The organism is Neisseria sicca 4320 (assembly GCF_000193735.1).
Lineage (GTDB): Bacteria > Pseudomonadota > Gammaproteobacteria > Burkholderiales > Neisseriaceae > Neisseria > Neisseria sicca_E.
Window position 1 is genome coordinate 1 of the sequence record NZ_AEPF01000107.1, and the last position, 13,492, is coordinate 13,492.

Annotated in this window: 13 protein-coding genes and 1 pseudogene; 8 read left to right on the top strand and 6 right to left on the bottom strand. The window is 54.1% G+C overall.

Annotated elements, in window-relative coordinates:
• The 4 genes and pseudogenes from NSCA4_RS0109365 to NSCA4_RS0109380 form a co-directional block, all read left to right on the top strand.
• Nucleotides 1-480, top strand: a 480-nt coding sequence (locus NSCA4_RS0109365; RefSeq protein WP_016687885.1) for an IS5 family transposase, incomplete at its 5' end; no start/stop codon positions are given.
• Nucleotides 481-550: 70 nt separating this feature from the next.
• Nucleotides 551-1,030: pseudogene (gene cas1 / locus NSCA4_RS13080) on the top strand (CRISPR-associated endonuclease Cas1); the annotation flags it as partial.
• Nucleotides 1,031-1,104: 74 nt separating this feature from the next.
• Nucleotides 1,105-1,398, top strand: a complete 294-nt coding sequence (gene cas2, locus NSCA4_RS0109375; protein WP_016687887.1) for a CRISPR-associated endonuclease Cas2 — start codon at nt 1,105-1,107, stop codon at nt 1,396-1,398.
• A 671-nt stretch (nt 1,399-2,069) separates the two neighbouring features.
• Nucleotides 2,070-2,294, top strand: a complete 225-nt coding sequence (locus NSCA4_RS0109380) for an HP1242/YdcH family protein (protein WP_029609710.1) — start codon at nt 2,070-2,072, stop codon at nt 2,292-2,294.
• A gap of 82 nt (nt 2,295-2,376) precedes the next feature.
• Here NSCA4_RS0109380 and cysG read toward each other — a convergent pair whose 3' ends face one another.
• Complete coding sequence (gene cysG / locus NSCA4_RS0109385; RefSeq protein ID WP_016687889.1) at nt 2,377-3,792, bottom strand: siroheme synthase CysG; 1,416 nt, start codon at nt 3,790-3,792, stop codon at nt 2,377-2,379.
• A gap of 272 nt (nt 3,793-4,064) precedes the next feature.
• Here cysG and cysD point away from each other — a divergent pair, with 272 nt between their 5' ends.
• Nucleotides 4,065-4,979, top strand: coding sequence for a sulfate adenylyltransferase subunit CysD (gene cysD / locus NSCA4_RS0109390; RefSeq protein WP_016687890.1), 915 nt, complete (start codon nt 4,065-4,067; stop codon nt 4,977-4,979).
• Between the two features lie 355 nt (nt 4,980-5,334).
• Here the strand turns inward: cysD and cah are convergent, their stop codons facing one another.
• Together cah and hchA are read right to left on the bottom strand one after the other, a co-directional pair.
• A complete protein-coding gene (gene cah, locus NSCA4_RS0109395) occupies nt 5,335-6,093 on the bottom strand; it encodes a carbonic anhydrase (RefSeq protein WP_016687891.1) in 759 nt (252 codons plus the stop codon).
• A 308-nt stretch (nt 6,094-6,401) separates the two neighbouring features.
• Nucleotides 6,402-7,274 (bottom strand): glyoxalase III HchA, encoded by an 873-nt coding sequence (gene hchA, locus NSCA4_RS0109400; protein ID WP_016687892.1) that lies wholly within the window; start codon nt 7,272-7,274, stop codon nt 6,402-6,404.
• Between the two features lie 217 nt (nt 7,275-7,491).
• Between hchA and NSCA4_RS13360 the strand changes: the two genes are divergently transcribed.
• Complete coding sequence (locus tag NSCA4_RS13360; protein ID WP_016687893.1) at nt 7,492-8,391, top strand: helix-turn-helix transcriptional regulator; 900 nt, start codon at nt 7,492-7,494, stop codon at nt 8,389-8,391.
• A gap of 94 nt (nt 8,392-8,485) precedes the next feature.
• Here NSCA4_RS13360 and NSCA4_RS0109410 read toward each other — a convergent pair whose 3' ends face one another.
• From NSCA4_RS0109410 to NSCA4_RS0109420, 3 genes are all read right to left on the bottom strand, one after another.
• On the bottom strand, nt 8,486-9,217 hold the full coding sequence (locus tag NSCA4_RS0109410) for a phosphoadenylyl-sulfate reductase (protein WP_016687894.1): 732 nt from the start codon (nt 9,215-9,217) through the stop codon (nt 8,486-8,488).
• A 128-nt stretch (nt 9,218-9,345) separates the two neighbouring features.
• The gene (dinB, locus tag NSCA4_RS0109415; RefSeq protein WP_016687895.1) at nt 9,346-10,404 is read right to left on the bottom strand and encodes a DNA polymerase IV; all 1,059 of its coding nucleotides are present in this window, start codon (nt 10,402-10,404) and stop codon (nt 9,346-9,348) included.
• 94 nt (nt 10,405-10,498) lie between these two features.
• Nucleotides 10,499-11,344 (bottom strand): 23S rRNA (adenine(2030)-N(6))-methyltransferase RlmJ, encoded by an 846-nt coding sequence (locus tag NSCA4_RS0109420; RefSeq protein ID WP_016687896.1) that lies wholly within the window; start codon nt 11,342-11,344, stop codon nt 10,499-10,501.
• Between NSCA4_RS0109420 and NSCA4_RS15570 the strand changes: the two genes are divergently transcribed.
• Nucleotides 11,288-11,443 (top strand): hypothetical protein, encoded by a 156-nt coding sequence (locus NSCA4_RS15570; RefSeq protein ID WP_176621484.1) that lies wholly within the window; start codon nt 11,288-11,290, stop codon nt 11,441-11,443. The two genes, NSCA4_RS0109420 and NSCA4_RS15570, sit on opposite strands and share 57 nt — an antisense overlap.
• Nucleotides 11,444-11,557: 114 nt before the next feature.
• The gene (gene recD, locus NSCA4_RS0109425) at nt 11,558-13,315 is read left to right on the top strand and encodes an exodeoxyribonuclease V subunit alpha (protein ID WP_016687897.1); all 1,758 of its coding nucleotides are present in this window, start codon (nt 11,558-11,560) and stop codon (nt 13,313-13,315) included.
• Nucleotides 13,316-13,492 lie beyond the last annotated feature (177 nt).

Genomic DNA, 13,492 nt, shown 5'->3' on the forward strand with positions numbered 1-13,492 from the left:
AAAGATGCCCGTTGGACAAAGAAAAACGGCCTCTACAAACTCGGTTACAAACAACATACCCGTACCGATGAGGAAGGCTATATCGAGAAACTGCACATCACCCCCGCCAATACCCATGAGTGCAACCACCTGTTGCCTTTGTTGGAGGGCATTGCCGAAGGTACGACCGTCTATGCCGATAAAGGCTACGACAGTGCGGAAAACCGGCAACATCTGAAAGAGCATCAGTTGCTGGACGGCATTATGCGCAAAGCCCACCGCAACCGTCCGCTGACGGAAGTGCAAACCAAACGCAACCGATATTTGTCGAAGACCCGTTATGTGGTCGAACAAAGCTTTGGGACGCTGCACCGCAAGTTCCGCTACGCCCGGGCAGCCTATTTTGGTCTGCTCAAAGTGAGTGCGCAAAGCCATCTGAAGGCGATGTGTTTGAACCTGTTGAAAGCGGCTAACAGGCTAAGTGTGTCTGTTGCCGCCTAAAAGGCGGTCCGGATGCCTGATTATCGAGTATCCGGGGAGGATTAAGGGGGTATTTGGGTAAAATCAGGAGGTATTTGGGGAGGGAAATAGCCGAAAACCTGTGTTTGGGTTCCGGCTGTCGAAGGAAGGGCTTTTTTGCAAAGGTCTCAGGCTGTTGGGCAAGGACATCAGCGGCGCGCTGCAAGGCGTGAGGCTGGATCCGCAGGTGGGCTTTCTGCACGCCGACCGACCGGGGCGCGACAGTTTGGCGCAGGATATTTTAGAAGAATTCCGCGCGTGGTGGGCAGACAGGCTGGTGTTGTCGCTGATTAACCGCGGGCAAATCAAACCGCAGGATTTTGTTACCGAGGCAAGCGGCGCGGTGAGCTTGAAAGCCGATGCGCGTAAGCTCTTGTTCCAAGCCTTGCAGGCGAAAAAACAGGAGAAAATCGTGCATCCGTTTTTGGGCGAAGAAGTGGAAATCGGGCTGCTGCCGTATATTCAGGCGATGCTGTTGGCGCGGCACTTACGCGGGGATTTGGCGGAATATCCGCCGTTTTTGATGAGATAGATTTGCAGGTCGTTTGAAAACGGGTTGGACATTTTCAGACGACCTCTAAAGCAGCCTGCACATGGGAATACAAAATGCTGATGCTGATTACTTACGATATTTCGCTGGAAGACGCGGAAGGACAAGCAAGGCTGCGGCGCGTGGCGAAATTGTGTTTGGACTACGGCGTGCGCGTGCAGTATTCGGTGTTCGAATGCGACATCGCGCCCGACCAGTGGGTTGTTTTAAAAGACAAACTTTTGAAAACCTACAACCCCGAAACCGACAGCCTGCGCTTTTACCATTTGGGCAGCAAATGGCGGCGCAAAGTGGAACACCACGGCGCAAAACCGTCAGTGGATGTGTTTAAGGATACGCTGATTGTGTGAATTGCCAACCTTCGGTTCTCATGAAAATGCGGCAGGGCTGGCGAATCGGGATTGTTCTTTAACAATCAGGATATTGCGAATGAGGGTGTAACGGAAAAGGCTGTGTTATACTCGCTTTCGCGCTTTTCTTGGGAGCTTAGCGAAATCGGGGCTGCGAAACCTGATGGAGCAAGGCTTTTAAGAGAGGCTCCAGCCGCCTTCAGGCGGCTGTGTGTTGAAACCATTTCCACGATACGCGACACAAGGCATTGACGCGCCAGCCGCCTTCAGGCGACTGCGTGTTGAAACCTGTAGCCGAGGGAGCAGATGTAGAGGCGCAGGCCCAGCCATCTTCAGCTAACCATATGTCGAAACCAGACGGTGCTTTCCTGATTTAAACCGCCTGTAACCATCTGCTTTTTGATGGTTATGTCTGAAAAATCATCTGTGGAATAGGAAATCGTTAATCCATCAAATCTCTGTCTTTCAGATGATTGAAATCGGATTTGTTCTGTTCTGATCAAATCAGATTTTCCAGCTTCGGGCTGCCGGATAAATTTGATGCAATGCAGGGTTTGATTGGGAAGGGGCTGGATAAAAATGGCAGCTTTGTTATAATAAAACTACTGGCAGTTACATACTTTTCTTGGCATTGCGCCGTTTTATTCATATTAACGAAAGAGGAAAACAAAATGTTTCCAGAATATCGCGATTTAATTTCCAAATTAAAACAAGAAGACGCCCACTTCGCCCGTCTGTTTGACGAGCATAATGAGTTGGACGATAAGATTACAGGTTTGGTTAATAATCCTGTTACCAGCGGTGCTGATGAGATTGAAGAGCTGAAAAAAGCGAAATTGAAACTGAAAGACGAGTTGTACGAGATTTTGCTTAAAGCAGCAGAAGCAGACAAGTAATCGGGATTTGAATAAGGTCGTCTGAAACCGGATTTCGGTTTCAGACGACCTTTTGTTTATTTAAACAATTTGAACCAACGCTTCAGGCGGCTTGTTCGTGCATCGTGTGAAGGCGGCTTTGCGCGGGATTTTCTTGAAACCATTTCAATTCGTTGCGCAGGGAAACGACTTCGCCGATAACGATCAGCGCGGGGCGCGGGGCGTTTTCTGCCAGCTCGGACAGGTTTTTCAGACGACCGGTAACGACGCTTTGATGCGGGAGCGTGCCGTTGGAGACGATGGCGACGGGCGTGTCGCCGCTGCGTCCGTGTGCCATCAGCTTTTCGGCAGTTTCGGCGGCTTTGAGCGTGCCCATATAAATGACTAGGGTTTGGTTGCTCAGGGCGAGCGTGCGCCAGTCGGGTTGGTGGCCGTCGTGTTTGCTGTGTCCGGTAATGAAGAGCGCGCTTTGGGCGCAGTCGCGGTGCGTCAGGGGGATGCCTGCGTAGGCGGTCGCGCCCAGTGCGGCGGTGATGCCGGGGATGATGCGGTACGGGATGTGTGCCTCTCGCAAAACTTGGGCTTCTTCGCCGCCGCGCCCGAAAACGAAGGGGTCGCCGCCTTTGAGCCGGACGACGCGCAAACCTTGGCGGGCGTATTCGACCAGGAGGCGGTTGGTTTCTTCTTGTTGGACGTGGTGCGAGCCTGCGCGTTTGCCGACGCTGATTTTGTCCGCGTCTTTGCGCACCATGCTTAAGACGTCGTCTGAAACCAAGGCATCGTGGAACACGACATCCGCCGCCTGTATCGCCTGCAAAGCGTGCAAGGTGAGCAGCCCGGCGTCGCCGGGACCTGCGCCGACAAGGACGACTTCGCCTTTTGCCGCGCCGAAACCGTCAAGCTGCGCGGCAAGCTCTGCTTCGGCGGCATCAAGGTTGCCTTGGGCGGCGAGCGCGTTAAAACGGCTGTCGAACAGGTTTTCCCAAAAACGGCGGCGGTTTGCCGTGCCTTTGATTTTGGCTTTGACCGCGTTGCGCCATTTGCCGGCGAGTGCCGCCATTTGACCTGTGTGCAGAGGAATGAGTGTTTCGATGATTTGCCGCCACTTGCGCGCCAAAACGGGGGTGGTCGCGCCGCTGGAAACGGCGATTTTGAGTGGGCTGCGGTCGATGACGGCGGGGACGGTGAAGGAACACAAATCCGCGGTATCGACAGTGTTGCAGAGCTTAGCCCGCTGCTCCGCCGCTTGGAAAATGCGGCGGTTGAAGGCGTAATCGTCGGTGGCGGCGACGGCGAAAAATACGTCGTCCAAATCGTCGTCGTGAAATTTGCTGCCCAGCCATTCGATTTTGCCTTCGTCCGCCCACTTTTGAAAAACGGGATTGAGTGCGCGGGCGACAACCCTGACCGCAGCCCCTGCCTGCAACAGACTTTCGGCTTTGCGTTCCGCCACTTTGCCCGCACCCGCCAGCAGGACAGGACGGTCGTTCAAATCGGCAAATAGGGGATAATGGTTCATGGCGTGTTCTCTGATTAAGCTATCGTGCCGCCCATCTTAAAAGCTCCCGCGTTTCGGCGGAAAGAATGGTTTTTGCTTATCTTATCGAGTTTGGTTATATGCGCCGTCTTAAGCTGCGGCGACAACAAAGGGTCGTCTGAAAACGTCAATCCCTTTTCAGACGACCCCACCAATATAACGAAATCATCTTTGCTTCAAACAAACCATTCTTTCCGTTTTTCAGACGACCTCTTTAGAGTACCGCCTATCCGAGTTTTGCTAAAGAGAACAATATGTCTATTCAAAACCACCACTTAGACTGGCTCGAAGCCGAATCCGTCTACATCATCCGCGAAGTCGTCGCCGAAGCGAAAAATCCCGCGCTGCTGTTTTCCGGCGGCAAGGATTCCGTCGTTTTGCTGGCGCTGGCGGTCAAGGCGTTCAAACTCGAAGGCCGCCCGCTCAAGCTGCCGTTCAAGCTGCTGCACGTCGATACGGGACACAATTACCCCGAAGTGATTCAGTTCCGCGATGAAACCGTGGCGCGCTCGGGCGTGCAACTGGTGGTCGGCAGCGTCGAAGATTCCATCAAAAAAGGCACGGTCGTCCTACGCCGCGAAACCGATTCGCGCAACGCCGCGCAGGCGGTTACGCTGGTGGAAACGATTGAAGAACAAGGCTTTGACGCACTGATGGGCGGCGCGCGGCGTGATGAGGAAAAAGCGCGGGCGAAGGAGCGGATATTTTCGTTCCGCGACGAATTCGGACAATGGGACCCGAAAAGCCAACGTCCCGAACTCTGGTCGCTCTACAATACGCGGCTCTTTAGCGGCGAGAACATGCGCGTCTTCCCCATTTCAAACTGGACGGAACTTGACATCTGGCAATACATCGCCCGCGAAAACCTCGCGCTGCCGCCGATTTATTACAGTCACAAACGCGAAGTCGTCGAACGCGGCGGACTGCTCGTCCCCGTTACCCCGCTGACGCCGAAACGCGAAGGCGAAGTTTCCCAAATCCGCGACGTGCGCTTCCGCACCGTCGGCGACATTTCCTGCACCTGCCCCGTAGCCAGCACCGCCGCCACGCCCGAAGACATCATCGCCGAAACCGCAGCGGCCACCATTTCCGAACGCAGCGCCACGCGCATGGACGACCGCGTGTCGGAAGCAGCGATGGAAGAACGCAAAAAGGCGGGGTATTTTTGAACCAATCATCCGAAGGACACGCAGCAACATTTATATCTGAATGTTTCCATATAAAAGGTCGTCTGAAACCGATTTCAGACGACCTTTTATGAATACAAATCTAAAAAAACTATTTTTATAGTGGATTAACTTTAAACCAGTACGGCGTTGCCTTGCCTTAGCTCAAAGAGAACGATTCTCTAAGGTGCTGAAGCACCAAGTGAATCGGTTCCGTACTATTTGTACTGTCTGCGGCTTCGTCGTCTTGTCCTGATTTTTGTTAATCCACTATATTGTGATGAAGAGCGAACAAAAGAGTCGTCTGAAAAACCAAATTTAGGTTTTCAGACGACCTTTTCGTTTACGGCTTTACCGTTTATTCGATGACAACGCGTGCATTAAGCGGCTGGACGGGGCGGTTGTTATGCGAACCGACGGCGCGGGTGAATTTCTCTGCTTGCGCTTGATCGATGTGGTCATAGCTTTTCAGCACCAGCCATGATACGGCTTCGCTGCACGGCGGCGTGGTCAGCGAACCGGCAAAGCGGTAGTATTTCAACCGTTTCGGCAGCAGGGTGCCGGCGTTGAAAGCTTTGTCGAGGTTTACCTTTCCTTCCTTCATCGGCATCACGTTCCATATAGGCGCGAGGCGGTCGTTGGTTTTGCCGGGTTCGTACAATACTGCTAATACCAAAGGCTGGCGGTTTTCGTCCAAGTGGACGAAGTGGGCTTCCATCGGGAAGGTGCGGCCTTTGATTTGGTTTTCACTGGGCACGTGGAAATGGAATTGTTTCAGGGTGTAGGTGCGACCGTTTATGCTGAGGGTATTGCCGCCTTCGGGGTAGTTGACTTGAATGGTGTGGCCGTTGTTTTCCACGTTAACCGCGCTCGGTTTGTAATTGACTTTGATGGCGGGCAGTCTGCCTGAGACGGTTTCGGTGATGTTGACGGGGGATTGGTTTTTGCCTGTGGAGCACAAATGGAACTCTTCAGAAAGCTCGCCCCAGCTTTCAGGGGAGTCGTGTCCGGTGTAACCCCAATGGGTGTGGCTGCCGTGTGCTGCGGCGGAGAATGCTGTGAAGGTGGACAGCAGGAAGACAGTCAGACGAGGCAACGTGAGGTTCAAGCAGGGCATTGCAATATCCTTTCTGTATGGAGGAGGGGAAAAACATTGCGGTGCGTATGTCGATTATTGTTATTTTTTATTAAACCATAGCCATATTAAATCATTGGGTCAAGCCTTCTTTTAAAAATTAACTTAACTATCTGAATTTAAAATTAATTAATTTTTAAAGAATGACAATGTCGCTTTAGGAATTGATAATGATTTGAAATAGAAAACTTCCGTTTTCCACGATTTAAAAATTTAAGTAAAGCCGACCATAAAAAAGGTCGTCTGAAAACCGGTTTCAGACGACCTTTGCTTTAAAATGCTTTAAAAAATCACGCTGGACCGACGGCTTTGAGCAGCTCTTGTGCCGCCATAATGCCCAGCTTGTTGCTTGCCAGCGGGCTGTCGCCGGTCAGGAGTTTGCGGTCTTGGTGGACTTGGCCGCTGATGCCTTGGTTTATCACTTTCACGCCCAATTGTTCCAAGCGCGTTGCCAGGAGCCAGGGCAATCTGCCCGGTATATAGCCGATGTCGATGTTTGCACCTTCGTCCAGCGCGTCAGGGAATGCGCAGAGTTCGTAGCCTTTGAACGGGAAGTCTGTGTCGGGGCGGTCAATCGCGGCGGCAGCAAGCGCGGCAGGACCATGGCAAAGGGTGATGACGAATTTGTCGTTTGCCAACGCCCAATCCAATAAGCGTTGGATTTCTCGGCTTTCTGGAATTTTGTTGAACGCGCCGTGTCCGCCGGGAATCAGTACGGCGATGTAGGGCGAGTCGGTGGCGGTAACTTCGTCGAGAATATCGGCGAGTTTGGCGGGTTTGTCCAATTTAGGCAGGTATTCGTTGTAGATTTCGACAACGGCTTGGTCTTCCTGCGGCATCGCCCACATTTCGAATTTGGCGTGGTTGCCCGACAGCGTTGCTACGTCGATTTCAAAACCGGCTTTGTGGATGTGAAGCATGGGCAGCAGGGTCTCGACGGGGTGGTTGCCGGTGGAGAACCATTTTCCGTTTTGCATTTGCAGGTAGCGTTCGTCGGTGGCGACCATCAGGACTTTGTGTTTGCCGCCGGTGTAGGGTTTATCGAATTTCACGCCGTCGTAGTCGGTTTTCGGGGCGGTGTATTGCGACAGGGAATATTCAGACGGAAAGAACGCGTTGTGTTCCGCGCTGTCCGGGACGGGTTTTTTGGATAGTTCAGCCATGTAAAGCTCCTGATTGTATGTCAACAGATGCGGGCGGTGCCGCTGGTAACGGGAATACGGTCAATTATTTGACAGACGCATTATACTGATTCCTGCGGCAAAACTTTGCCTAAAGCGATTTCTCTTTTGCCTTTTCCGACAAATCTGACGGCGGCAGGCTATGGATTTTTCCGGATTCGGATACAATCAGGCAAGAATGAAACAAGGAAAAAAAGAGATGGACAACCGTATTCTGGCGCTCGATGAAGAATTTCGGCGACTTGCCCGAATTGTCGGCAGTGTTGCACGCAATGACGGGAAAACGGCTTCGCCGGTCGAAGGCGTAAGTTTCTACCGCCACACAAGCCGCTTCGATTCGCAGCCTTGCGTGCAGCCTTTCGGCATGGTGTTGGCGGTGCAGGGAAGCAAGGAAATCACGTTTTCGGGAGCGTCCGTCCGCTGCGGCGTCGGCGATGTCTTTTTTGTCGGGGCGGATTTGTCGGGGTTTACATCGGTTGCCGATTGCAGCCCGCAAGAGCCTTTCTTGGGGATAAACGTCGAATTTGATTTGGAAATGCTGCTGCGGGCGGCTCAAGAGGGCGGTATAAGCGCCGCATCTGCGCCGCAAGGGCAGATTTACCGCATTTTTCGTGCCGATGCGCCGTTTCTGGACTGTATCCGCCGCCTGCTGCTGTCGGCGGACGAAGCCGCGCTGTCGCGCCCGCTGGCAAACCTTATCCGCCAAGAAGCCGCCTTGCGCCTGCTTCACGCCGACCCCGCATTGGCAGGGTTGCTCAAAGACAATACGGCACTCGGAAAAATCGTCAGGGTGATGGCATGGATGAAGCGGCATTTTGCCGAAAACATTTCCATGGAAGACTTGGCCGGGCGGGCGCACATGAGTCCGTCGTCGTTCCGCAGCCGCTTTCGTGAAACGGCGGGAGTCAGTCCGCTACAATATCAAAAACAGTTACGCCTCCAGCAGGCGCGGTTCCTGATCGCAAACGAACAACTGCCGGCATCGCAGGCGGCCGCGCAGGTCGGCTACGAAAGCGTTTCGCAATTTTCGCGCGAATACAAAAGGTATTTCGGGAATACGGCTTTGGCGGACAAAGCAGCGTGGCATGGAAGGAAATAGGAAACGGCGTTAATTTGAAAATTTGCCGTACGAAAAGGTCGTCTGAAACCTTTATTCGGTTTTTCAGACGACCTGTTTGCCTTGCTGCCAAGATTTATTTGTGCAGCCCGCATTCTTTGCTGTCTTTGCTTTCCCACCACCAGCGTCCGGCGCGAATGTCTTCGTCTGCTTTGACGGGGCGGGTGCAGGGTTCGCAGCCTATGCTCGGGTAGCCTTGGAAATACAGGGCATTGAGCGGGACGTCGTAGGCTTGCGCGTATGCCCAGACGTCGCTTTCTTCCCAGTCGAAAATGGGATTGAACTTGGCGATGTTGCGGCTGCGGTCGGTTTCTTCGAAATCCAGTTCGCTACGGGTTGCCGATTGGCTGCGGCGTTGTCCGGTCAGCCAGGCAGGGGCGTTTTTCAGGGCGCGGTTGAGCGGCTCGATTTTGCGGATGTGGCAGCACCGGCGGCGCAGCTCGACGCTGTCGTACATGGCGGTTACGCCGAATTTCTGCTCAAACTGCCGCGCGCTTTCGGGATTGGGGTGGAAGACTTCCAGTTCGGTTTGGTAGCGGACGTTGACAGCGGTAATTAAGGCGACGGTTTCGGGATTGAGCTTGCCGGTGTTGAGGGTGATGATGCGCAGGGGAAGTTTCAGGCGGCAGATGGCGTCGGTAACGATCATGTCTTCGACGGCGAGGCTGGAGGCGAAAACGGCTTGCGGATAGCGGCGGGCGATGTGTTTGAGACGGCTCTCGAGCGTGGCGGTCAACTCGGGCAGCCGGCGCCGTTCGGCTTCTCCTGTTGTCGGGATGCGCCAAAGCTGGGGACGGAAGAGGGACATGGTTTGCTGTTCCTTGATTTTTGTTTTCAGACGACCTCTCTTGCGGCAAAGGAGTCGTCTGAAAGTTTGTACGGAACATTATTGTCGGGCGGTCTCGCGCGAAGGGGAAAGAATGCTTTTCTATTTCTTTATAACCAAAGCGATTGCTGCTGGTCTTTCGGCACGAGGTGGTTCACGCCTATGCCGATGAGGCGGAAGGCGTCTTCGCGCTGGGGTGGAACGCGCTGCATCAGGGTTTGCGCGGCGCAAAGCAGGGCGTCGATGTCGGGCAGGACGGAAGAGTAGGTCAGGGAGCGGGTGATGATGCGGAAATCATGGGTTTTCAGCTTGAGGGTTACGCCTTTGGCTTCGACGTTTTTTCGCTCGATTTGTTGCCACAGGTCTTCGGCAAGGTGGGGCAGGTGTCCGGCTGCCTGTTCGAGCGACAGGTCTTCGGGCAGGGTGATTTCGGTGGAGATTTGGAGGCGTTCGCGTTCGGCTTTGACGGGGCGCTCGTCCGTACCGCGTGCCAAATCGTAAAGGCGGTAACCGTATCGTCCGAAATGGTTTAAAAGTTCGCCACGCTCGAAACGGCGCAAATCGCCTGCCGTCTGCATACCCAGCGACTGCATTTTTTTCAGCGTAACCTTGCCCACGCCGGGGATTTTGCCCAAGGGCAGGGTTTCCAAAAAAGCCATGACTTTGTGCGGCGGCAGGACGAATTGCCCGTTCGGCTTGCGCCAGTCCGAAGCGATTTTCGCCAGAAATTTATTCGGCGCGATGCCTGCGGAGGCAGTCAAACCGGTTTCTGCAAAAATGGCGGCGCGGATTTCTTTGGCTACTTCGCTGGCGTAGGGGATATTTTTGAAATTGTGGGTCACATCAAGATAGGCTTCGTCCAGCGACAGGGGTTCGATTAAATCAGTATAGCGCCTGAATACGGCGTGAATCTGCGCGGAAACCTGACGGTACAAATCGAAATGCGGCGGCACATACACCGCTTGCGGACACAATCTTTTCGCCGTCGCCACCGACATCGCGGAATGCAGCCCGAACTGCCGCGCTTCATATGATGCAGCGCAAATCACCGAACGCGCGCCTTCCCACGCGATAACCACGGGCAGCCCTTTCAAATGCGGCTGCTCGCGCAGTTCTACCGATGCGTAGAACGCGTCCATGTCGATATGGATGATTTTGCGCTGGGACATTGAAGACGGTCGGGAAGGAAAAAGAGACGGGTATTTTAGCGGAAAACGATAGGGGAAGGTCGTCTGAAACCGGTTTCAGACGACCTTTGTCGGTTTATTTGATTTGATAGTCTAAAACGAAACGCGCAGCATCATCTTGAGCCAGAATTTCCGTCAGCTTGGGCAGCGTATCCGCCAATTTTTTTGCCAGCAAATAGGGCGGATTGACGACGAACATCCCGCTGCCGTGCATACCGAAACCGTCTTCGCGAGGTTTGTGGACATAAAGCTCGGCTTGAAGGTAATTTTCGGGCATGAGTTTTTTCAACTGTTCCGGCAGCTTGCGGCTCTCTTCGCGGCTCAAGCAGGGATACCAAACCAGATAACAGCCCGACTCGAAACGTTTGAGCGCGTCTTGCAGGGTTTGGACAACGCGGAGGTAATCCTGTTTTTCTTCATAGGGCGGGTCGATCAGTACCACGGCGCGGCGCGGCGGCGGGGGAAGCAGCGAAATCAGTCCGCGATAGCCGTCAGCCTGCGTGATTTGCCCGCGTTTGCCCAGACGGGCTTCTTTCATGTTGTTTTGCAAATGCGCAAAATCGGCAGGATGAAGCTCGAACAGGCGAAGTTTGTCGCATTCTCTGGTGAGAAAGCGGGCAAGCCAGGGCGAGCCGCAGTAGAGGTTTTCATCGGGCAGGATTTCTTTCAGACGACCGGTAAAGTCGGACAAATCCGAGGGCAGCGCATCTGCTTGAAGCAGCCGTGCAATCCCCTGCCGGTATTCGCCGACCTTCTGCGCCTGCTCGCCGCGCAAATCGTATAAACCCGCGCCGCTGTGGGTGTCGATATACCAATATGGTTTGTCTTTGAGATTGAAATATTCCAGCGTAAGGAACAGGGTGAAATGTTTGAGCATATCGGCGTGGTTGCCGGCATGGAAGGCGTGGCGGTAGCTGAGCATGGCAGGGGTCGTCTGAAAACAGGGAAGGGCGATTATATCCGCAAATGCGGCTGGGCTGTTGCCAGGCTTTCAGACGACTTGGGGTTGCGCTGGAAGTAAACCGTCCCGACAGACTGCCGTCGCGGAAATTTTTGTTTTGTCCGATATAATACAAGTCGTCTGAAAACCGGATTTCAGTTTTCAGACGACCTTTTTTCAATACGGGAAACGATGATGGCTGAGAATACCGCCGATGATTTGAACCTTGCCGCCGCTCAAGCAGCGGGGCGTTTACTGGAGCGTTGCGTACCGGAGCATGTTGCGGTGCTGGCGCCGTATGTGCTGCGGCTATTTACGGCTTTGCAGAACGGGCATTCGTTTGTTTGGCTGGATGAGGGCGAGGCGGAGGAATTGGCGGAATTGGCGCCGACGGTCGGGCAGGGCGCGTCGCCATTGGTATTGCAGGGCAGAAAGTTGTTTTTGGGGCGGATGTGGCAGCTCGAGCATGATTTGGCGGCTGAAATCGAGCGTTTGGCAGAAGCGGAAGTCGAGCCTGTGGATTGGATGAGCGCATCGCAAAACTTGTCTTGCTGGTTTGCCGATAAAGGAAGCGAAGGCCAGCGGGATGCGGCGGGGCTTGCTTTGCTTCAGACGTTTATGCTGATTACGGGCGGGCCGGGTACGGGCAAGACGACGACGGTGGCAAAACTTTTGGGGCTGATTTGCACCAACTCTGCCACGCGCCTGCCGCGTATCGCGCTGGCGGCTCCGACAGGCAAGGCGGCGGCGCATATGGCGCGCGCGCTGCATCGGGCGGTGGACGGTTTCGAGATGCCGGATGCGGTACGCAATCATTTGTCTGCGCTGGAAGGGCAGACGGTTCACCGCCTTTTGAAACTGCGTCCGCCGCAAATGCTGCCTGCGTTTGACGGCAACCGTCCGCTGCCTTTGGATGTGTTGGTGGTGGATGAGGCTTCGATGTTGGATGTTTCCTTGCTGCTTCACTTGCTGCGTGCGATTCCGTCAGGCTGCCGTGTGATTTTTTTGGGTGACGAGTTCCAACTGCCTTCCGTCGGCGTCGGCGCGGTATTGGCGTCGTTGTCGAGACGGACGGTTTTGGATAAGGATACGGCGGAGCAGCTGAGTATTTATCTGCCGGAACATGGTTTCCCCGTGGAGGAAAATCCGCCGGCTTTGTCGCAAAATGTCGCGCAACTGACGGTCAGCCACCGTTTCGGCGCAGACAGCGGCATCGGTTGCTTGGCAAGGGCGGTCGTATCGGGCAAGAGCGGGGAAGGTTGGGCGCAGTTTGCCTTGTTCCCCGACGAGCTAGAAATCCGCGAGGGTCGTCTGAAACAGCAGGCGGAGCTGCTTTACCGCAAACACGAAAAATACTGGCAGGCAGTCGATAAAAACGACGTGGCGCTGGCGTTCGGACACGCGGCGGATGTGGTCGTTTTGGCAGCATGGCGGCAGGACGCGGAAGCGTTCAACGAAGAGTATTGCCGCTATCTGCAACGCAAACATCGGGCGGGCGCGGATACGCCGTGGTTCGCGGGGCAAATCATCATGATTGCGCGCAACGACTATACGCTGGAAGTGTTCAATGGCGACATCGGGCTGATTATGCCCGACGCGGAATCGGCAAACGGCTTGGCTGCGTATTTCCCGAATGCGGACGGTTTCAAAAAAATCGCCATCAGCCGCCTACCGCAGTTTGACTCCGCGTTCGCCATGACCGTGCATAAAAGTCAGGGTTCGGAATATCGGGAAGTCTGGCTGCTGCCGCCGTCGGGGAAAATAGAGCAGGGTGGAGATGACGCGCTGTCAGGCTTGAATAACGCGCTGCTCTACACCGCCATTACCCGCGCACGCGAACGCTTCGTTTTTTGGGGAAATGAAGAACAATGGCAGATGGCGGTGGAAACCCGTAAAACCCGCCGCACGGCATTGGGCGAAATCTTGGATACCATGTTCGGATCGAAAGCTTGAATAAAACCCTAAAGGTCGTCTGAAAACGGAACGGATGCTGCCGGAAGTTTTCAGACGACCTTTTTCTATTGATATGCGTCAAAATCAGCGTTTGGAATTAAGCATAATACTCTAAATCTTCTTGACGGGTTGTGCCGTCTTTCATAGGATTGGAGCCGTTCGATTACAAAAATCAGT